Origin of the sequence: Nostoc edaphicum CCNP1411 (assembly GCF_014023275.1) — a bacterium.
GTDB lineage: Bacteria > Cyanobacteriota > Cyanobacteriia > Cyanobacteriales > Nostocaceae > Nostoc > Nostoc edaphicum_A.
In genome coordinates this window covers 4,946,240-4,965,032 of sequence record NZ_CP054698.1, presented here as the reverse complement: position 1 = coordinate 4,965,032, position 18,793 = coordinate 4,946,240, and the positions used below count along the sequence as shown (strand labels likewise).

The 18,793-nt window shown below is 42.0% G+C and carries 23 protein-coding genes and 2 pseudogenes; 16 read left to right on the top strand and 9 right to left on the bottom strand.

Features of this window, described 5'->3' with window-relative positions; all coding sequences use genetic code 11:
- Positions 1-146 precede the first annotated feature (146 nt).
- The 14 genes and pseudogenes from mfd to HUN01_RS23640 all read left to right on the top strand — a co-directional run bounded on the left by mfd (position 147) and on the right by HUN01_RS23640 (position 7,782).
- Positions 147-3,737, top strand: coding sequence for a transcription-repair coupling factor (mfd, locus tag HUN01_RS23705; protein ID WP_181928234.1), 3,591 nt, complete (start codon positions 147-149; stop codon positions 3,735-3,737).
- 120 nt (positions 3,738-3,857) lie between these two features.
- Positions 3,858-4,070 (top strand): hypothetical protein, encoded by a 213-nt coding sequence (locus tag HUN01_RS23700; RefSeq protein WP_181928233.1) that lies wholly within the window; start codon positions 3,858-3,860, stop codon positions 4,068-4,070.
- Positions 4,067-4,330 carry a type II toxin-antitoxin system RelE family toxin gene (locus tag HUN01_RS23695; RefSeq protein ID WP_181928232.1) on the top strand — a complete coding sequence of 88 codons (264 nt, stop codon included), beginning with the start codon at positions 4,067-4,069 and terminating at the stop codon, positions 4,328-4,330. Before HUN01_RS23700 ends, HUN01_RS23695 begins: the two co-directional genes overlap by 4 nt.
- An 83-nt stretch (positions 4,331-4,413) precedes the next feature.
- On the top strand, positions 4,414-4,677 hold the full coding sequence (locus tag HUN01_RS23690) for a hypothetical protein (protein WP_181928231.1): 264 nt from the start codon (positions 4,414-4,416) through the stop codon (positions 4,675-4,677).
- Between the two features lie 94 nt (positions 4,678-4,771).
- Positions 4,772-4,999 carry a hypothetical protein gene (locus HUN01_RS23685; RefSeq protein ID WP_238845573.1) on the top strand — a complete coding sequence of 76 codons (228 nt, stop codon included), beginning with the start codon at positions 4,772-4,774 and terminating at the stop codon, positions 4,997-4,999.
- 44 nt (positions 5,000-5,043) lie between these two features.
- A pseudogene (locus HUN01_RS23680) lies at positions 5,044-5,360 on the top strand (TRCF domain-containing protein); the annotation flags it as partial.
- Positions 5,361-5,395: 35 nt separating this feature from the next.
- A complete protein-coding gene (locus tag HUN01_RS23675) occupies positions 5,396-5,620 on the top strand; it encodes a DUF433 domain-containing protein (protein WP_181928230.1) in 225 nt (74 codons plus the stop codon).
- Positions 5,617-5,955 carry a DUF5615 family PIN-like protein gene (locus HUN01_RS23670; protein WP_181928229.1) on the top strand — a complete coding sequence of 113 codons (339 nt, stop codon included), beginning with the start codon at positions 5,617-5,619 and terminating at the stop codon, positions 5,953-5,955. Before HUN01_RS23675 ends, HUN01_RS23670 begins: the two co-directional genes overlap by 4 nt.
- 67 nt (positions 5,956-6,022) lie before the next feature.
- Positions 6,023-6,343: pseudogene (locus HUN01_RS23665) on the top strand (TRCF domain-containing protein); the annotation flags it as partial.
- A gap of 120 nt (positions 6,344-6,463) precedes the next feature.
- Positions 6,464-6,676, top strand: coding sequence for a hypothetical protein (locus HUN01_RS23660; RefSeq protein WP_181928228.1), 213 nt, complete (start codon positions 6,464-6,466; stop codon positions 6,674-6,676).
- A complete protein-coding gene (locus HUN01_RS23655) occupies positions 6,673-6,846 on the top strand; it encodes a hypothetical protein (protein WP_181932958.1) in 174 nt (57 codons plus the stop codon). The genes HUN01_RS23660 and HUN01_RS23655 overlap by 4 nt, the downstream gene beginning before the upstream one ends.
- A complete protein-coding gene (locus HUN01_RS23650) occupies positions 6,843-7,199 on the top strand; it encodes a DUF5615 family PIN-like protein (RefSeq protein WP_181928227.1) in 357 nt (118 codons plus the stop codon). The genes HUN01_RS23655 and HUN01_RS23650 overlap by 4 nt, the downstream gene beginning before the upstream one ends.
- A gap of 173 nt (positions 7,200-7,372) precedes the next feature.
- Entirely contained in the window at positions 7,373-7,576 is a 204-nt protein-coding gene (locus HUN01_RS23645) for a type II toxin-antitoxin system HicB family antitoxin (RefSeq protein ID WP_181928226.1), read from the top strand.
- Positions 7,577-7,629: 53 nt separating this feature from the next.
- Complete coding sequence (locus tag HUN01_RS23640) at positions 7,630-7,782, top strand: type II toxin-antitoxin system HicA family toxin (protein ID WP_238845568.1); 153 nt, start codon at positions 7,630-7,632, stop codon at positions 7,780-7,782.
- Positions 7,783-7,789: 7 nt separating this feature from the next.
- Here the strand turns inward: HUN01_RS23640 and HUN01_RS23635 are convergent, their stop codons facing one another.
- The gene (locus HUN01_RS23635; RefSeq protein WP_203219498.1) at positions 7,790-8,260 is read right to left on the bottom strand and encodes a DUF29 domain-containing protein; all 471 of its coding nucleotides are present in this window, start codon (positions 8,258-8,260) and stop codon (positions 7,790-7,792) included.
- A gap of 313 nt (positions 8,261-8,573) precedes the next feature.
- Positions 8,574-8,945 (bottom strand): hypothetical protein, encoded by a 372-nt coding sequence (locus HUN01_RS23630; RefSeq protein WP_181928224.1) that lies wholly within the window; start codon positions 8,943-8,945, stop codon positions 8,574-8,576.
- 487 nt (positions 8,946-9,432) lie between these two features.
- Between HUN01_RS23630 and HUN01_RS23625 the strand changes: the two genes are divergently transcribed.
- Complete coding sequence (locus HUN01_RS23625; RefSeq protein WP_181928223.1) at positions 9,433-10,590, top strand: extracellular solute-binding protein; 1,158 nt, start codon at positions 9,433-9,435, stop codon at positions 10,588-10,590.
- Between the two features lie 83 nt (positions 10,591-10,673).
- Here the strand turns inward: HUN01_RS23625 and HUN01_RS23620 are convergent, their stop codons facing one another.
- From HUN01_RS23620 to HUN01_RS23605, 4 genes are all read right to left on the bottom strand, one after another.
- The gene (locus HUN01_RS23620) at positions 10,674-11,225 is read right to left on the bottom strand and encodes a hypothetical protein (RefSeq protein ID WP_238845566.1); all 552 of its coding nucleotides are present in this window, start codon (positions 11,223-11,225) and stop codon (positions 10,674-10,676) included.
- A gap of 54 nt (positions 11,226-11,279) precedes the next feature.
- Entirely contained in the window at positions 11,280-12,053 is a 774-nt protein-coding gene (locus HUN01_RS23615; RefSeq protein WP_181928222.1) for a class I SAM-dependent methyltransferase, read from the bottom strand.
- Positions 12,054-12,451: 398 nt separating this feature from the next.
- Positions 12,452-12,952, bottom strand: a complete 501-nt coding sequence (locus HUN01_RS23610; RefSeq protein ID WP_181927395.1) for a transposase — start codon at positions 12,950-12,952, stop codon at positions 12,452-12,454.
- 53 nt (positions 12,953-13,005) lie between these two features.
- Positions 13,006-13,398, bottom strand: coding sequence for a helix-turn-helix domain-containing protein (locus HUN01_RS23605; protein WP_181927396.1), 393 nt, complete (start codon positions 13,396-13,398; stop codon positions 13,006-13,008).
- 128 nt (positions 13,399-13,526) lie between these two features.
- On the opposite strand from HUN01_RS23605, the gene HUN01_RS23600 reads away from it, so the two are divergent.
- Positions 13,527-13,697 (top strand): hypothetical protein, encoded by a 171-nt coding sequence (locus HUN01_RS23600; protein WP_181932957.1) that lies wholly within the window; start codon positions 13,527-13,529, stop codon positions 13,695-13,697.
- Here the strand turns inward: HUN01_RS23600 and HUN01_RS23595 are convergent.
- The 3 genes from HUN01_RS23595 to HUN01_RS23585 form a co-directional block, all read right to left on the bottom strand.
- Positions 13,692-16,364, bottom strand: a complete 2,673-nt coding sequence (locus tag HUN01_RS23595) for a U32 family peptidase (RefSeq protein WP_181928221.1) — start codon at positions 16,362-16,364, stop codon at positions 13,692-13,694. The genes HUN01_RS23600 and HUN01_RS23595 overlap by 6 nt on opposite strands.
- Positions 16,365-16,539: 175 nt before the next feature.
- Positions 16,540-17,937 carry a deoxyguanosinetriphosphate triphosphohydrolase gene (locus tag HUN01_RS23590; RefSeq protein ID WP_238845563.1) on the bottom strand — a complete coding sequence of 466 codons (1,398 nt, stop codon included), beginning with the start codon at positions 17,935-17,937 and terminating at the stop codon, positions 16,540-16,542.
- Positions 17,938-18,050: 113 nt separating this feature from the next.
- Positions 18,051-18,668: a Uma2 family endonuclease gene (locus tag HUN01_RS23585; protein WP_181928220.1), complete on the bottom strand. Its 618-nt coding sequence runs from the start codon at positions 18,666-18,668 to the stop codon at positions 18,051-18,053.
- Positions 18,669-18,793: the final 125 nt, after the last annotated feature.

Genomic DNA, 18,793 nt, shown 5'->3' with positions numbered 1-18,793 from the left:
AATAGTTATAGTTCTTAAGTTTATTAGTCGCTGTAGATTATTCTTCCACCGAAGGAATAAGAAGGCTGTTAACACTTTTAAAATAGTTGACATAAACTGCCTCAAGACTTGCTGACCCACAAAGACTCCCATCGCTAGTAGTACTTATGTCATTTTCTTCTATTGTGCGTGCCTTAGGCCGATCGTCGCTTACTACTGAATTTATTTCTAAGCTGAATCGACAACAAGAATTGCGGTTAAATGGCATTCCCAGACTGCCCAAATCTCTGGTGGCTTCGGCATTAGCACAGGCTCAGGGCAAAGATTTATTCGTAGTTTGCGCCACTCTGGAAGAAGCTGGACGCGTTTACGCACAACTGGAGGCAATGGGATGGCAAACAGTACATTTTTACCCCACCTCCGAGGCTTCTCCCTACGAACCTTTTGACCCGGAAACTGAGATGAGTTGGGGGCAAATGCAGGTATTGGCGGATTTGGGAATGGGGCATGGGGCATTGGGCATGGGGCATGGGGAAGAAAACCAGATCCCATCCAATTCTCAATTACCCAAGATGGCGATCGTGGCTACTCAAGGGGCGCTGCAACCTCATTTGCCACCACCAGAAGCTTTTGAGCAATTCTGTCTTACCCTGAAAAAAGGGATGGAATTAGACTTGAATGCCTTCAGTGAGAAAATAACTATTTTGGGGTACGAAAGAGTTCCTTTGGTGGAAATGGAAGGGCAATGGAGTCGGCGGGGCGATATTGTTGATGTGTTCCCGGTTTCCTCTGAGTTTCCAGTCCGATTGGAATGGTTTGGTGATGAAATTGAGCAAATGCGGGAATTTGACCCCGCAACCCAACGTTCCGCCCTCGACAAAGTTGACCAGTTAATTCTTACCCCCACTAGCTTTACTCCCATCGTCATGGCTGCACTGAAAAATAGTGCTGAGTTTGGAGTGCTGAGTGCTGAGTTAAATTCTGACTCAGAACGGGCTGAACGCCCCGCTACCGCTAACAGCACTCAGCAATCATCACTGATTGAGGGTAGTCGTCGCTTTTTGGGGTTAGCGTTTGAGCAACCAGCATCTCTGCTAAACTACTTAGCAGAAAATACCCTGATTGCTATTGATGAGCCAGAACAGTGTCATGCTCATAGCGATCGCTGGGTAGAAAATGCTGAGGAACAATGGGGAATTGGGCATAGGGCATGGGGCATGGGGCATGGGGAGGAATCTACCCCCACTTCCTTAACATTGCCAAAAATCCATCGTTCTTTTGATGAGTGTTTGGCTGATGTTGCTAAGTTTAAAACATTATATTTATCGGAACTTTCAGAAGAAAATAGTGGGATAAATCTTGCTAGCCGTCCTGTTCCAGCTACGCCACACCAGTTTGCGAAACTAGCTGAAACCATCCGCCAAGAACGCGATCGCAATTTCTCGATCTGGCTGCTTTCTGCTCAACCTTCGCGTTCTGTCTCGCTGTTGCAAGAACATGATTGTCCGGCTCAGTTTATCCCGAATCCCCGCGACTACCAAGCGATTGATAAGCTGCAAATTAACCATATTCCCATAGCCCTAAAATATTCTGGGCTTGCAGAATTAGAAGGTTTTATCCTGCCTACCTACCGCTTGGTAATCGTTACAGATCGGGAATTTTTTGGGCAGCATTCCTTGGCGACTCCCGGCTATATCCGCAAGCGCCACAAAGCGACTTCTAAGCAAGTTGATCCCAATAAGCTGCGTCCAGGTGATTATGTAGTTCACAGAAATCATGGTGTTGGCAAATTTGTCAAGCTGGAAAGTTTGGCGATTAATAACGAAACTCGTGATTATTTGGTGGTGCAGTATGCTGACGGATTACTCAGAGTTGCAGCCGATCAAGTAGGTGCTTTATCCCGGTTCCGCGCCGCAGGGGATAAAGCACCAGAACTCAATCGGATGACTGGTAAAGCTTGGGAAAATACCAAGAATAAAGTCCGCAAAGCCATTAAAAAATTGGCAGTGGACTTGTTGAAACTGTATGCAGCGCGATCGAAACAAGAAGGTTTTCGCTTTCCAGGTGATATGCCTTGGCAAGAGGAACTGGAAGATTCTTTTCCCTACCAAGCTACAACGGATCAACTCAAAGCTGTCCAAGATGTAAAAAGAGACATGGAAAGCGATCGCCCAATGGATCGCTTAGTTTGTGGCGATGTCGGTTTCGGGAAGACGGAAGTGGCGATTCGTGCTGTTTTTAAAGCAGTCACCGCCGGTAAACAAGTGGCACTCCTTGCGCCGACGACTATTTTAACACAGCAGCACTACCATACACTTAAAGAACGTTTTGCACCGTACCCTGTGAATGTCGGTTTACTCAACCGTTTTCGCTCCGCTGAAGAACGCCGTGATATTCAAAAGCGATTGGCAACTGGTGAATTAGATGTAGTAATTGGTACACACCAACTTTTAGGTAAAGGTGTGACATTCCGCGATTTAGGACTATTGGTAGTAGATGAAGAACAACGGTTTGGAGTGAACCAAAAAGAGAAAATTAAAAGCCTGAAAACTCAAGTGGACGTGCTTACCCTCTCAGCTACTCCCATTCCCCGGACTTTGTATATGTCGCTGTCGGGAATTCGGGAAATGAGTTTGATTACCACGCCACCTCCAACCAGACGCCCGATTAAAACTCATCTGTCACCGATTAATTCCGAAAGTATCCGCACTGCTATTCGTCAAGAATTAGACAGAGGTGGACAGGTATTTTATGTAGTTCCACGAGTAGATGGAATTGAAGAGACAACAGCCAATTTGCGAGAAGTGATACCGGGAGCTAGATTTGCGATCGCTCACGGTCAAATGGATGAAAGTGAGTTAGAGTCAACCATGCTAACTTTCAGCAATGGCGACGCAGACATCCTCGTTTGTACGACAATTATTGAATCTGGCTTAGATATTCCACGAGTCAACACCATTTTGATTGAAGATGCTCACCGCTTTGGGTTATCACAGTTGTATCAATTACGCGGTCGTGTGGGGCGTGCAGGTATCCAAGCTCACGCTTGGTTATTTTATCCGAAACAGCGGACGTTATCTGACGCGGCACGGCAACGATTACGAGCAATTCAGGAATTCACTCAGTTAGGTTCTGGATATCAGCTAGCGATGCGCGATATGGAAATCAGAGGCGTGGGTAACTTGCTAGGTGCAGAACAATCTGGTCAAATGGACGCCATCGGTTTTGATTTGTATATGGAAATGCTAGAAGAAGCAATTCGGGAAATCCGAGGACAAGAAATTCCGAAAGTGGAGGATACCCAAATTGACCTCAACCTGACGGCATTTATCCCCGCAGATTACATCACCGATTTGGATCAAAAGATGAGTGCATACCGGGCGGTAGCTACAGCCAAATCTAAATCAGAATTAAAGCTAATTGCAGCCGAGTGGAGCGATCGCTATGGTAGTTTACCTGTCCCTGCAAATCAACTTTTGCGAGTCATGGAACTCAAACAGCTAGCAAAAAAACTCGGATTTAGCCGGATTAAACCAGAAAACAAGCAACACGTTGTTTTAGAAACACCGATGGAGGAACCTGCTTGGAATTTGTTGGCGGCGAATTTACCAGACAATCTGAAGACGCGTTTTGTGTATTCTCCTGGAAAAGTGACGGTGCGCGGGTTAGGAGTTTTTAAAGCAGATCAACAATTGCAGAATTTGATTGATGCTTTCGGGAGAATGCAGGGTGCGATTCCAGAGGCGGCTGTTGTTTGATCAGTAGAAAAAGATTAGTCATCAAGTGAAAACATATCTCAGACTTACTGAGAAGTAGTTTAGAGTAAAATAAGGTGTTCAAAGTATAGACAATGACGAGCAGTTGAAAAGAGTGGAAACATGGAAACTACAACTAAAAGGCAAGCGTTAATCAAGGCTATTAATGAACTAATAGAACTGGCTTATGACGATACATTGCAAGAAATTTTATCACTGTTGGAAATCCGTAAACAGGAAGACGAGTCCGACGAAAGAGACTTTGAAGAGGGATTAAAAGATATCGTAGAAAATGGCACTTTAACTTGGTCAGAACATCAGCAAAAAACTGCATGAGCTACCAAGTAGAAATTTCCAAAAGTGCATCTAAACAGATCAAAAAGTTATCCGTAGATATTCAAGAAAGGCTAGAGAGCAAAATTCAACAATTAGCTCTTGATCCACGCCCTGATGGTGTTGGAAAATTAAAAAATGGTGAAAATCGTTATCGCATCAGGGTAGGAGATTATCGGATTTTGTATCATATTTATGATGATGTCCTAGTCGTAACTGTTGTCAGAGTAGGGCATCGTAGAGAAGTTTATAAAGGTGATTGACGCTTGAGTAGGCAAGAATTTCAGATCCAGACCTTTGAGACTAATTAGTAGAATTAAAGGAAATACCAACCCAACTTCAACTCATGATAAAAACTATCGAAGGCATTTATCAGGATGGACAAATTCACCTTACCCAACTACCGCAAGATATTAGCGATCGCTCTCAATTTCTTGTTACCTTTCTAGATCCTGGCAAAATCGACCCTACCAAATTACGCCAACTGATTGATCAGTTGGAGACAATTGCTGGAATTGGACAAGGTTTCGAGGAACTCAACGCTGGTCAAACTCGCCCCATTGGGGATTTTTTCCAAGAAATGCAGCAAAAGTATGGCATTTCAGGTTGAGATTACCCCAATCGCGGAAACTCAGATTGAGCAAACTTATCGCTGGTATCGAGAGCGGAATCCTGAATTTGCTGATCGTTAGTTTCGAGGATTGATGAATGCTATTGCTACCTTACAAGAGAAGCCCCAACGTTGTGCTTTAGCAGTCGAACATGAAATTTTTCCAGAAGAAGTACGCCAACTCCTTTATGGGAAAGCCAAAAACTTATACCGAATACTTTTTACGATTCGAGGTACTACAGTTAATGTGTTGTATGTGCGCCACAGTGGCCAAGCACCACTGACAGCAAATGACCTAGAGGAGTTAGAAGGCGGAGTTTAGCATTTCAAGGCGTAGTCTCTCGTAGAGAAGTCCGTCGCAAACATCGCTATGGTAGTTTACCTGTCCCTGAAATCAACTTTTGCGAGTCATGGAACTCAAACAGCTAGCGAAAAAACTCGGATTTAGCCGAATAAAACCAGAAAACAAGCAGCACGTTGTTTTAGAAACACCGATGGAAGAACCCGCTTGGAATTTGTTGGCGGTGAATTTACCAGACAATCTCAAAACGCGTTTTGTGTATTCTCCTGGGAAAGTGACGGTGCGCAGGTTAGGAGTTTTTAAAGCAGATCAACAATTGCAGAATTTGATTGATGCTTTCGGGAGAATGCAGGGTGCGATTCCAGAGGCGGCTGTTGTTTGATCAGTAGAAAAAGATTAGTCATCAAGTGAAAACCTATGTCAGACTTACTTAGAAGAATTACAGTTAATCCCAAACAATGTAGTGGTCGCCCATGCATTCGGGGCATGAGAATTCGGGTATCAGATGTACTGGACTTGTTTGCTGCGGGACTTAGTGCAGAACAAATTTTAGAAGAAATGCCTGATCTTGAAGCCGACGATCTCAAAGCAGCACTACTATATGCTTCGCGGAAGCTTAATCATCCAGTGTTAGTAGCATGACAATCTGGGTAGATGCACATTTATCCCCTGCGATCGCAACTTGGATCAGCCATACTTTTGGTATAACAGCTTTAGCTTTACGTGATGTTGGTCTGAGAGATGCTGAAGACCTTGAGATTTTTGAGGCAGCAAAAGCTCAAGGAGTTATCTTGATAACCAAGGATAGCGATTTTGTTGACTTGGTTGAGCGTTTGGGAACACCACCGCAGATTATCTGGTTAACTTGCGGAAACACATCAAATGCTCGGTTGCAAGAAATTTTAAATGCCACTTTGCTACAAGCACTAGAACTTTTACGAACAGGTGAAACGTTAGTCGAAATCAGCAAAGACTAGCAATTGTACTGCCACATAAGTTAACAGCCACCCAACACTGCGACGTTTTGATTAAAATGCAAAGTGCGATCGCTATGGTAGTTTACCAGTGTCGGCAAATCAACTTTTGCGAGTCATGGAACTCAAACAGCTAGCGAAAAAACTCGGATTTAGCCGGATTAAACCAGAAAACAAGCAGCACGTTGTTTTAGAAACACCGATGGAAGAACCAGCTTGGAATTTGTTGGCGGCGAATTTACCAGACAATCTGAAGACGCGTTTTGTGTATTCTCCTGGGAAAGTGACGGTGCGCGGGTTAGGAGTTTTTAAAGCAGATCAACAATTGCAGAATTTGATTGATGCTTTCGGGAGAATGCAGGGTGCGATTCCAGAGGCGGCTGTTGTTTGATCAGTAGAAAAAGATTAGTCATCAAGTGAAAACATATCTCAGACTTACTGAGAAGTAGTTTAGAGTAAAATAAGGTGTTCAAAGTATAGACAATGACGAGCAGTTGAAAAGAGTGGAAACATGGAAACTACAACTAAAAGGCAAGCGTTAATCAAGGCTATTAATGAACAAATAGAACTGGCTTATGACGATACATTGCAAGAGATTTTGTCACTGTTGAAAATCCGTAAGCAGGAAGATGAGTCCGACGAAATAGACTTTGAAGACGGATTAAAAGATATCGCAGAAAATGGTACTTTAACTTGGTCAGAACATCAGCAAAAAACTACATGAGCTACCAAGTAGAAATTTCCAATCTAGCCAATCGTGCTGATATTGATGCTGATCTAGAAGCCGAGTCAGCAGCATTTGATACTATGCCTCAACCACTACAAGCCGCCGATCCTGCTTTGTATAACAAGCTTATGGCAGCCAAGGCAGCAAGACAACAGGTAGAATCGTGAATATTATTAGCTACCAAGCCGATGCTGATTTGAAGCAAGCGATCGTTACGGGAGTTCTGCGACAAGAACGCTGGATTGACTTCCAAACAGCCAAGGCTGCTGGATTAAAAGGTGTAAAAGATTCTGAAGTATTAGCGATCGCAGCACAGCAGGAACGTATCCTCGTCAGCCATGATCTTAAAACAATGCCATCAGAGTTTCGCAAGTTCATCAGAAGCAATTATAGTCCAGGACTGATCATTGTTCCCCAGAAGTTGCCAGTTGAAGTCGCGATCAAGGAACTGCTGATGATTTGGGAGATATACAGTGCAGAGGAATTGGTTGATCTGATTTTAATACGGCCTATATTTTAAATGCGCTGGAATGGTTGATCAATGTATCGGTGTAGACCAAACTAATTGCAAAGTGCGATCGCAGCAGCAGCTATTGTTTGAACCATAGCAACCAACATTAATTTGAGTAGCCACATTTAAGAGCAAACAGGTATGGTTACTAACATATTCTCACAAACTAGCTCAACAGGTTTATGAAAATCAGAGCAATCATTCATCCAGCAGAAGAAGGCGGCTTTTGGGCAGAAGTTCCCGCGCTTCTCTGTTGTATTACCGAAGGAGACACCATAGAAGAGGTGATGGCTAATTTAAAAGATGCTATTGAAGGTTGGCTTGAAGTTGCCAATAATCGTAATGCAATTGAGTCAACAGATCAAGTTGTCGAAATTGCTGTATGAAATCGGTTTCTGGCAAGCAACTTTGTAAGATTGTGGAATAAAAAGTTTGGGTTTTGCAAAGAATTACTGGCAGTCATTATATTTATGAAAACCCCGAAGTAGAAAAAATCCTGTCAATTTCTGTTCACCGCAATCAAGATTTGAAAGTTGGAACCTTGAAAGCCTTGATGAAAATAGCCCAGCTATCTGAAGAAGATTTACTTTAATTGTGAATTACTGCTCTGATTCATCCACTAACTTGCTTGGTTCACCGGGGTAAAAATCATAGTCCACAATCTCTGATAAACTGTAAGGACACTCTAGCGGAAAAGTCCGCTTGGGCAAATCTGTTTCTCCAACAGCTAATTCGACACCTTTAAGGTAGGCTTTGCGAAGTGCTTCTTCAAGGTAGGGTTTGAGGCTAGGATTGTCTTCGAGCAGTTCAGCAATATCTAAGCGTTGAATCCGGAGTGTTGCTAACCAGCTACGGCTACGGCGTTGAGATTGGTACTGCCATTTTAGTAAATGTCCAATCAACACACTTAGACGGTTTCGCAATTCTTGACGTTGCTGTTTACCCAAAGATTGAATCTCCTCAATCAGATTGTGCAGATCAATCTGACTCCACTGCTCATTACGAAGTAAAGTTACTTGTTCCTGTGTCCAAGCGTAAAAATCACTTTCGTAGAGGCTTGGTGAAGGCATTGGTATCTTTGGGTTTATTTCAGGTATACCCATTAGGTTAGTTCAACCTTAATGTCTTTGCTTTTATTGTAGAACTGTCTCAAATAGAGGCGAGCAATAAGACGCTCAACTGAATCGTATTAGCTTATAGGTAGATATATCACACTATTACGTAGATATATGTAATAGTGTGTTTAACTTGTTTATCAATTTGATGGCTGAATTAGTTGTTTATACTTAATATATTCCTACAAAGCCATCACTCGACATTGAGCCTAAAGGCTTGTCTTCCCTAACTCTAGACATTTTTTCATTCGTCAAACTCAGGTTAAATTCAATGAATTCTCTCTCTAAGTAATTGTTCTTCTAAAGCAGCAATACGATTGTATGCCGCTGTTAATTGTGCTGTCAGTCGTTGTATTTGAATTTCTGGTGTTATGTTATTTCCAGCTTGACGATGCATGTCTAAATAAATGCCATCTGTCAATACATCCTTGTGTTCCATTTCTGGATTTAAACTGATACGTCCTTTGAACTGGTAGCCCCCAATCGAGCCATTTTCCTGATAATTATCCTTTGCTTGTGTATTCGCTAAAGAACACTCTGAGAAAGCTTGAGTAACTTTAACATCAAGTTGCTCAATCACTTGGCAGAGGGCATCCAGTTTTTCGCTTAAAGTCAGGATCTGCTGCTGTAATGGCTCCATTTAATACCCTGTATCCGTACATTTTCTCTATGTTATTCAATTTACTCCCAACCTTAACAATACTTATGGATTATTTAAGTATTGATAATTTTTGGCGGAAATTCTAAATATAAGTAAAGTTTGACCATGAGTACCACTAAGGAAATTTATGGAGAAAAATTAATCTTTAGGTAGTGATTTGCTGACAAACTTGCTAAGTTGAGTAAAATCTTCAAATTTATACGTGTTACCAATAAAAAATACTGGTAATTTTCCAACTCTACTTTTCAGCTAATCAGCCTCTGGTAAATCTCTGCTTAATCAGGACTTACGCAAACAATAGCCAAAAAAGAATGATTTTCAGGTAGGGGCAATTCATGTAGACACAAAGCGGCTACTCTTACGAGAACATTTTCAGTAAACTCGCAGGTATTGCCCCAGAGCGCTTATAGTTTTGCGTCACTCCTATTAATATTAGGTATAATCAAAAATTTTAAATCCAAAATCAATGGATCGACGGTATTTTTTGTTAAGTACAAGTACGCTGGCACTTTCACAACTGCTTTTTGGCTGTGGTGGAAACAAGCAGACACAACTAAAAGTGCAGTTATTAAAAGGTTCTATACCTGGTCAGGTGGTGAATCAGTTCCACAACGGTTTGCAGCAACAGGTGCAGTTAAAGTTTTCTCCAGTCGAGCAGTTACAGGATTTATTTCAGCAATTACAAAATTGGCAGCAGAAACCGAAAAGTACTGATGAGCAGGGATGGAGTCGCTTTATACCCTTTAGGCAAGGTCAAAAAGCAGCTGAGGCAGACCTAGTGACATTGGGAGATTACTGGCTAAAGGCAGCTATTGAGCAGAAATTGATTCAACCACTCCAAGAAGTAGGGGGAAACCAATTAAAACAGTGGTCTGCTTTAGATGAAAGGTGGAAGAAATTAGTAACGCGCAACGACCAAGGTAACTTGGATACTCAAGGGAAGGTGTGGGGTGCGCCTTACCGCTGGGGTAGCACGGTGATTGTTTATAACCGTGACAAGTTGCGAAATTTGGGATGGATACCCAAAGATTGGAGTGATTTATGGCGAGATGAAATGCAGCAGCACATTTCCCTACTCAATCAACCACGAGAAGTTATTGGTCTGGTCTTAAAGAAGCTAGGAAAATCTTATAATACAGAGAATCTTGACCAAGTACCAGACTTGGAAAAAGAATTACAGACATTAAATCAACAGGTGAAATTTTACAGTTCCAATAACTATTTGGAACCCCTAATTATGGGAGACACTTGGCTAGCGGTTGGTTGGTCAAGCGATGTACTACCAGCTTTGGCACGTTATCCGCAACTCGGCGCAGTTATCCCCCAGTCAGGAACAGCAATGTGGGCAGATTTGTGGGTACGTCCGGCAGGTATTACTAAGGATACTTTATCAGATCAATGGATTGATTTTTGTTGGAAACCAAGTACAGCTAAACAAATTTCGGTGCTGACCAAAAGTAATTCACCAATTTCTACAAACATTGTCACTTCCGATATCCAAGAACCATTATTGAGCATCTTACAGAGCGATCGCAACATTTTCAATAAAAGCGAATTTTTACTTCCCTTACCCCCATCAGTAATAAAACAATACGAGTCTTTATTCGCCAAAATTAAGGTTTAATTAGGAATTGGGAATTGGGCATGGTTATTCTCCTTGTCCGTTTCATCTCTCCCAGTCACCAGTCCCCAGTCCCTACTAATTGTCTAGAGTGAACGCTGTAACCCTATCTTGTTCTTAAGATTTGTTTGGATACTGCATAAAGCTGGACTTGTACTAAAGTTACAGGTGTAGGTTGCCAAGGGTTCTTTTTGATAGTTAAATACCCTGACGTTGTAACCAAAGTTCCGTGCAGCGCTACCCAAGCGATTTACGAAGTCGTAGCGCTCCACATACTCTAGTAAGCTCCAAATTTGCTGATTCACGATCAAGTCTACTCGTGCAGGTTCTTTGTTAGAAGCTGGATATGCTATCCAATTATCCAATAGCTTTTTCTCAGAGTTTTGTTGTGCCCACCATAAGCTGGGAACGGTTAATTGTACTGGGTTAATGGTGTTAGCTGTAATTACATAGTCTTTTGGCTTGGTTAATAAGTCTAGTTCCAGAGGCGCACTAGAAGGTGACGGTATTGAGGAAGTTTGCGCTAGTGAGGGCGGGACTAATAAAGCTGAGAGGGTAATGGTTAGTAGTAATGAAAAGGATATCTGGCGATCGCTACACCAATGCCAAGGGCGATCGCACAATTTAGGTATATGCATAGCTGATACTAATTCGTAATTCGTAATTAAGGCACAAGTCAAAATTTGTACAATTTAAAGTTTAATGGCAACTATACGAATTCTTCGATAGTCTGCTTTCCAAGTTCCCTGTTGATACAGTGTTGGCTTAAGATATTCCTCGATGACGCGAATTACTTGTATTTGTTGCTCATCAGAAAGTGCTGCTAAAAAACTGCTGGCGAACATCCGAATCCAGTTTGCCATACCTGCTTCTCCTTCTGCTAATGGAGTTGGACGAGCAAATAGAGTGCTATAGATGACATCAAAGCCTTGCTGTTCTAATAGGGTGGCGTATTCACCAATACTAGGGAAATACCAAGGATTTAGGGCTTGTGCGGGGATATTAATTGCTTCTAAGGCGTTAGATAAAGCTGTGGCGATCGCTAGCACATTTCCCTTACCACCAAATTCTGCCACAAAACGCCCCCCTGGTTTTAGGGATTGATGGATGGATGCGATCGCTTGATCTGCTTCTTTCACCCAATGCAACACAGCGTTAGAAAACACAGCATCTAATGGCTTATTTACTTGAAAGTTCCTAGCATCAGCAACTTCAAAGCGCAAATGGGGATAGTTTTCTCTTGCCTTTTCGATCATTGCAGATGCATAATCAACTCCCATTACTTCAGCCTGAGATTGGGCAATTTTTTCTGTGAGTTGTCCAGTACCACAGCCGAGATCCAAAATCGATTCTCCTGGCTGAGGGTTCAGTAATTGCAATAAGTCTTCGCCATATTGCCACACAAAGGCGTGTTTATCTTGGTAAAGCGAAGTGTCCCAATAATTGCTTGTCGAAATATTATTCATAAATACCCCTCTTCTGTCACTTTCCGGGAAAGTGATCGCTAGAAGCCTCATGAGGCAATCAATACAAGCTATACTATTAGAAAAAAATAGGACTTGTATTTGTTATTAGAAAATAATCGCGCAATCGCTTGTTATACAAAAGCTCTAGATTTTAGAAAAGGCAAATGTTTTCGGAGAGTGACAGAAGAGGGATACCCCTCTTCTGTCACTTTCCGGGAAAGTGATCGCTAGAAGCCTCATGAGGCAATCAATACAAGCTATACTATTAGAAAAAAATAGGACTTGTATTTGTTATTAGAAAATAATCGCGCAATCGCTTGTTATACAAAAGCTCTAGATTTTAGAAAAGGCAAATGTTTTCGGAGAGTGACAGAAGAGGGATACAGCACCTACGGCTGTTATGAGGTACAGTAGCAGCAACTAGCAAACCAGTTTCTTAAATGTTGAGGATTTATTAAGTCGAGTGCAACTGAGATTAGTTTATCAACCATTTCTGTTGTAGTTGGAGCAAAATTGCGTAAAAAAGATTTAAGTTGTGACCACCATAATTCAATTGGATTAAAATCGGGGGAGTATGAGGATAAACAAATAACTTTCGCACCTACAGCTTCAATCATTGGCACAATTGAATCTAGTTTATGTGCGGATAAATTATCCATCACCACTACTGCTCCTGACCATAAATGTGGTACTAAAAACTTCTCAATAAATAATTCAAATGCAATGCCATCCATTGAACCATTCATTGTCATTAATGCAACTACTTTTTTAAGACTAATTGCTCCAATTACTGTAACTTTTGAGCCTCTATAGAAGGGGTTAAGAGAGTAAGCTCTTGTTCCCATTTGTGAACGGGCATGAGTCCTCGCTAACCCAAGTAGGACACCAGTTTCATCCAAAAATACTAAATTTTCTGGCTCTATATTTTTGACCTTTTCCCAATAATCTAATCTTAAATGCAGGACTCTCTCAGTAAGAGCTTGGGTACTCCGCTTCGTTTTTTTTTACGATTTAATCCTAATTTCTGTAACGCCCGACACATTGCACTTTGACCTACCCAATTACCAGTCTTGTCTGCAAATAATTCACACAACTCTATCAATGTTGCATCTGGATATGATTCAACTAATTCTCTCAACTCTATGTCAGCATTTGTTAGATGACTAAATTGTGGCTTTCCTCGCGGCTTGGATTGTAAATTTCCTTCAAGTTTTTGTTGTTTTACAAGCTTTTGAACTAAACTTTTTGAGACGGAAAATATGTTAGCTACTTTTCTGATTGAGATATTTTTTTGAAGATGTGCTGCAACTATTTTTTCTCGAAGATCGACAGAGTATGACTTCATTTAGAGGTATTTATATTTTAATTTATTGTACCTCATAACAGACGCAAGTGCTGTAACTATGGTGGATTTTAATTGAATAGAATAAAACCTTTATCTTGTGATGGTTAGATTCCTGACTTTTAAACAAGTTGGGAATTTTATCGGTTTATTATTTGCTGGATGGTGAGTATCAAATTAACCTGTTTCGGGGAAGCGATGCCTGCGGCGGTAAACAACGCATCATATCGCCTACATTCCCAGAATTAAACTTGACCGCCGAACAGATTTTTCAAGCTGGGCGTTCAGAAAATCAATTATGACCGCAGTGCAGATACTCCCATCGGGCCACGAGTTACGCCTAGCTGATTTTGCAACTTCAACTCTCGCCATAGTTGGGAACCTGTAATCTCACCTCGCAATAATTGACTATAGCAATGTATTGTTTTACTCACTTGCTCTGGCGTTTCATTCACAAACTCGATACGAAAGTAACGTAATCCCAGTTCTATAAGACGCTGTACGTACTCGGCTCCAGTTTGAGCAGTGCCGTTAAATACAGTATTACGACAGCCTACATCTGCTTTGAGAACGTGTTCGCTACCTACACGGTCTTTTAATTTCACTTCCTGCTTTTCACAGGGTCGTCCACAGTTTGTATAGTCAGTACCCGTTGATAGAAAGGCACAAAAAACACAATGTTCCATGTGGAACATGGGCATGTGTTGATGGATTGTCACCTCAAACCACTGGGGTGGACAACTGGTAAGTAGGTCTTGCAGTTGGGTAATATTCAGGTCATAGGATGCCGTCAGCCGTTCTAAACCAAAGCGTTGCTGAAAGTAGTCTGCTGTTAAGGGATTAGCAACGTTGAGCGAAAAATCTCCAATGCAACGGTCTGCTGCAAAGAATTGCAATTGGTCATAGTTCCGCACCAGATAGCCATCTGCCTCACAAGCACGTACCTGCTGCAAAATCCAATTTTCGCCCGGTTTGGTAATTCGGGGTGGTGCAACCCAAATTGTGGGGAGTGGGGAGTTAGGAGAGACGCGATGAATCGCGTCTGTACAAAAAGGAGTTAAAAGTGAAGAATTTTCTGCTTTGTTTTTTTGCTCTTGTTGGCGCACCATTTGCACCGCTTCTCGATAAGCGCGGGGGTCTTCAAATTCACAGTATAGTGTTTTAACACCAGCTTTGAGGGCGGCTTGGAGTTGCTTGAGGTTTCGTACTAAGACAATGAGTGAGGGAGATGTAGCTTTAGCTTCCCGCAGGGTGGGAGATGAAGAGGGTAGTAGGTCTTGGAAAGAGACATCAGAATGTAATTGCCAGCGTTTGGGTTGACTTCGCAATTCTTCCAACTGCGTCACGATTTCCCGCCGCATCCGGTTCAACTCACTTACGGGTAGCATAAAAGTACCACTGAGGTGGTTAGTTAGCGTTCCCAAACAGAAAGGGGTGTTACCGAGACGACCAAATTGTTCTTGTAAACGGTCTGTATCTAGGGGTTTGGTGTGCGCTTCAACTAGTGAAATTGCGGACTCTACCTGTACAATATTACCAAGTTGATCACGAGCGATCGCAATCAATGCCTGACCAACTTCTCCATAAACCTCCAAGTCAATCGGACGCTGAAATTGTGGGTTATCGCCAGCAAAACTTTGACGTAGTTGCTTATCTAATTCTGGATCACTGGTTTTCCAAATGCGATCGCCTATATGCACTCGACGCAGATTCAAGTCATTTCGCCCAAAGGACAGCATGGTTTCTTTACCTTTGGACACCACAGCATAAACCCGGCCGCCTTCTTCCTTCGCCTCTGGATGACCGCAGTCAAAGACAATTCCATCTCCCGGTTTTACAGGCGCTTCCAGTTTGACTGTTACCTGTTCGTTGTGAATGCGGCTGACTTCACCTAAATAAACCCCACGTTTTTTACCAAAACGGGCGTGAACTAGTTCTTGATTATTAATCCCGCCAAACCAACCTGTGTAAAGTCCGCGAGAAAATGCCATCTCTAAGTTGTAGTGTTCTTGATCTGATTGACCTCTCCCCCAGCCCCTCTCCGAAACGGAAAGGGGAGCTTTAATTCCCCCTTCCCTTGTAGGGAAGGGGGTTAGGGGGTTAGGTCTTTCCAGTTCCTCCATCACCCGATCTAAAGCTTGCCGATAAACACGGGTGACATTGGCAACATACTCTGGAGCTTTCAAACGACCTTCAATTTTGAGACAAGTTACTCCTGATTTCACCAAATCTGGCAAAACATCCAACCCTGCTAGGTCTTGAGGACTGAGTAAATATTTGCGTTCTTTTAAATTTACAACTTGCCCATCAGCGATTAAATCGTAGGGCATCCGGCAAGCTTGGGCACATTCACCTCGATTGGCAGAACGTCCGCCTAAAGCCTCACTAGTCAAACACTGACCGGAATACGCCACACACAAAGCACCGTGAACAAAGACTTCCAAAGGCAGCGAAGTTTCCTGTTGGGCGATCTGCTGCTGAATTTTATTGATTTCCTGAAGAGAACATTCACGCGCCAGCACCACTAATTGACAGCCGAGAGACTTGGCAAATTCCACCCCAGGCGCACTGGTGATGGTCATTTGCGTGGAAGCATGAATAGGAAAATCAGGCGACAGGTGACGGATGAGACGGCATATACCAATATCTTGGACAATCACCGCATCCACACCTGCGGCAATAATTGTGCGGAGATATTGCTGTGCTTCTGCTAGTTCTTTGGGAAATATTAGTGTGTTGACAGTGACATAACCCTTTACGCCGCGCTGATGCAGAAATGTCATCAATTGAGGTAAGTCCGCCTCAGTAAAATTTTCTGCCCGCATTCTGGCGTTGAAGCGATCCAAACCGAAGTAAATCGCATCTGCCCCATTTTCCACAGCAGCTTTAGCACATTCCCAGTTACCTGCTGGCGCGAGTAGTTCGGGACGTTGAAGGGAGGGTTGAGAAGGGGAGCGATCGCTTTTCATTAGACTTAGGGTTAAGTAGCACCATAGTGATTTTATCTAAGTTGGTAGGGAAATGAGGGGAAGGGTGCGATCGCTGTCACTTTAGAGACTTCCAGTGAAAAAACATCCCGTAGGGGCACTGTGCGCCCCTACGAATGTACACATAATTTGGGATAATTTATTTTTTGGAATTCCCTCATCCCAAAGAAATACCGCTAAATTGTTGGAATAAACTGGTAGCGTAAGAATCAGTCATGCCGGAGATATAGTCTGTAACTCTAAGAATTTTGTTATAGGTATCTTCATCTGGATTTGGATCATTATATTCTTTAGGAAGCATGTAATAGACCAAATTGCCTTTTTTACTATTGTGCAGTACGGCATTAACAAATTCAGCAAATAATTTCCCTAAAACTTCATACCCAGCAATCTGGATACTAACAACGTCAGGATGTTGAAAAACAGCCGACCGAGTTTCCTTTCCAATTTCTTGTAGGTGGTTTGCATAAGTGCTTAGAGATAACAAGTCCTTATCAAATTCTCCAGAAAGTATATCTTCTTCGTGTTTCAGGAAAATATCACTTGCCTCATTTATGAGTTTATTGATAGCTAAAGCCCGCAATCGCTTAACTATTTCTGTATTGCTTTCACCATGTTCTTGAATATCTTTATTTGCAATAACGTTAAGTAATTCCTTGGTTTTGTCAAATGAGATGTAACCCATACGATGGGCGTCTTCTACATCAACAATTGAGTAACAAATGTCATCTGCTGCCTCAACAAGAAAAGCAAGCGGATGTCGGGACCACCATGCTGCATTGTCATGACGGCGAATTAGTCCAACTGTCTCTGCTACCTCAGCAAATAAATCTTTTTCTGCCTGAAAGAAACCATATTTTTTAACACTTCTACCTGAGTAACAGTTTAAGGTAGGTTCTGATAGTAATGATTCTCTAGGGTACTTTGTGAAAGCAGCTAAAGTTGGGCAGGTGAGTTGCATTCCCCCTTTTTTAGGAGGCATTTCAAGCTTGGTTAAAATACGAAAGCCTTGTGCATTGCCCTCAAATGAATCAAAGTCAGCTTCTTGAGACTTGCTGAGAAGTTTTTCTCCTACATGGTTAACAGTGTTGTACCACGATTCAAATCCTGTACGAATAGCATCCTCTCCAGAATGGCCAAAGGGAGGATTCCCAATATCATGAGCTAGACAAGCAGCAAATACGATATCACCAAAGTCTGAAGCACGTAACCCATCCTGATTAAAGTCGTATTTTTTTACAATTGCCTCACCCACTATTCTGCCAAGGGAACGACCGACGCAAGACACTTCAAGGCTATGAATGAGACGAGTACGAATGTAATCATTTGTGGACAAAGAAAAAACCTGAGTTTTATCTTTGAGACGACGAAAAGGTGAGGAAAACACTAGGCGATCATAGTCTTTTTGAAAGGGAGTACGATCAAACTGAAGATTTTCTACTTCAGTTTTGCCAAGTCTTTTTGGTGTCAGGAGTTTCTTCCAATCCATCATTGCTGTGTTATGTGAAAGTAGGTTAGACAATGCCACTGAGCTAGAAGCAATGGGCAATGCCACATTGTAACCATACTTGTTCAAAAGTAAAATTTATTCTGTGTTATTAAACTAATTTAAGTAATAACCACATTTTCCATTACTCTAATCAAATCAAGTGATCGCATGATCGCATCTTACCCCAATCCTTCAACATCAGTACTGTCCGCTTCCGACTCAACAGGCTCAAATTTCACCTTGTTATATAAATCCTGTAGGGAAATCTCAAATGGTACGGTTACAAGTGCGATCGCTTCATCTTCTTCATCATATTCACGAAGCGTCCATTGCTTTTTCCCAATTTTGGAAAATTGCTCTACATGAATCCGAGTTTGGTCAATTAATAGGTATTCTTGAAACGTAGAAATAGTTCGATAAGCCTGAAATTTATCTTCGCGATCGTACCCTTTTGTTGATTTTGATAAAACCTCAACAATAATCTGTGGATTCAGAATTACATCCTTCCGGTTGTTAAAAAACTCTGGTTCACCTGCCAGAATCATCACATCTGGATAGGTATAGGTAAGCTTTTGGGGTATCCACAGACGAACATCACCCATGAAAACTTCGTAATCTTGCTGGCGAAACGCAAAATTTAAGGCAGCACTGAGATTCAACGAGATTCGATTGTGATTTATTGTTCCACCCGCCATAGGAATTATTTGCCCGTCAATGTATTCACTTTTGTATTCAGCAGCTTCTTCTAGCTCTAAATATTCCTCTGGGGTATAGTATCGCTGTTTTGTTATTTGCATAATTTATCAGGTAGCAATGTTTAACAATACGGAGTGTCTAGTGACCCATGTTTACTGAACAGTTTAACGTGGTTAGATAGAGATGTTATGTGCTTTCTACACAGTGAGCGTAGACGCAGCCCAAC

Bases quoted from the DNA above. Each gene is read 5' to 3' on its own strand.
- mfd (WP_181928234.1), top strand. From the start codon at position 147: ATGTCATTTTCTTCTATTGTGCGTGCCTTAGGCCGATCGTCGCTTACT.
- HUN01_RS23700 (WP_181928233.1), top strand. From the start codon at position 3,858: ATGGAAACTACAACTAAAAGGCAAGCGTTAATCAAGGCTATTAATGAA.
- HUN01_RS23695 (WP_181928232.1), top strand. From the start codon at position 4,067: ATGAGCTACCAAGTAGAAATTTCCAAAAGTGCATCTAAACAGATCAAA.
- HUN01_RS23690 (WP_181928231.1), top strand. From the start codon at position 4,414: ATGATAAAAACTATCGAAGGCATTTATCAGGATGGACAAATTCACCTT.
- HUN01_RS23685 (WP_238845573.1), top strand. From the start codon at position 4,772: ATGAATGCTATTGCTACCTTACAAGAGAAGCCCCAACGTTGTGCTTTA.
- HUN01_RS23675 (WP_181928230.1), top strand. From the start codon at position 5,396: ATGTCAGACTTACTTAGAAGAATTACAGTTAATCCCAAACAATGTAGT.
- HUN01_RS23670 (WP_181928229.1), top strand. From the start codon at position 5,617: ATGACAATCTGGGTAGATGCACATTTATCCCCTGCGATCGCAACTTGG.
- HUN01_RS23660 (WP_181928228.1), top strand. From the start codon at position 6,464: ATGGAAACTACAACTAAAAGGCAAGCGTTAATCAAGGCTATTAATGAA.
- HUN01_RS23655 (WP_181932958.1), top strand. From the start codon at position 6,673: ATGAGCTACCAAGTAGAAATTTCCAATCTAGCCAATCGTGCTGATATT.
- HUN01_RS23645 (WP_181928226.1), top strand. From the start codon at position 7,373: ATGAAAATCAGAGCAATCATTCATCCAGCAGAAGAAGGCGGCTTTTGG.
- HUN01_RS23635 (WP_203219498.1), bottom strand. From the start codon at position 8,260: ATGCCTTCACCAAGCCTCTACGAAAGTGATTTTTACGCTTGGACACAG.
- HUN01_RS23630 (WP_181928224.1), bottom strand. From the start codon at position 8,945: ATGGAGCCATTACAGCAGCAGATCCTGACTTTAAGCGAAAAACTGGAT.
- HUN01_RS23625 (WP_181928223.1), top strand. From the start codon at position 9,433: ATGGATCGACGGTATTTTTTGTTAAGTACAAGTACGCTGGCACTTTCA.
- HUN01_RS23620 (WP_238845566.1), bottom strand. From the start codon at position 11,225: ATGCATATACCTAAATTGTGCGATCGCCCTTGGCATTGGTGTAGCGAT.
- HUN01_RS23615 (WP_181928222.1), bottom strand. From the start codon at position 12,053: ATGAATAATATTTCGACAAGCAATTATTGGGACACTTCGCTTTACCAA.
- HUN01_RS23605 (WP_181927396.1), bottom strand. From the start codon at position 13,398: ATGAAGTCATACTCTGTCGATCTTCGAGAAAAAATAGTTGCAGCACAT.
- HUN01_RS23595 (WP_181928221.1), bottom strand. From the start codon at position 16,364: ATGAAAAGCGATCGCTCCCCTTCTCAACCCTCCCTTCAACGTCCCGAA.
- HUN01_RS23585 (WP_181928220.1), bottom strand. From the start codon at position 18,668: ATGCAAATAACAAAACAGCGATACTATACCCCAGAGGAATATTTAGAG.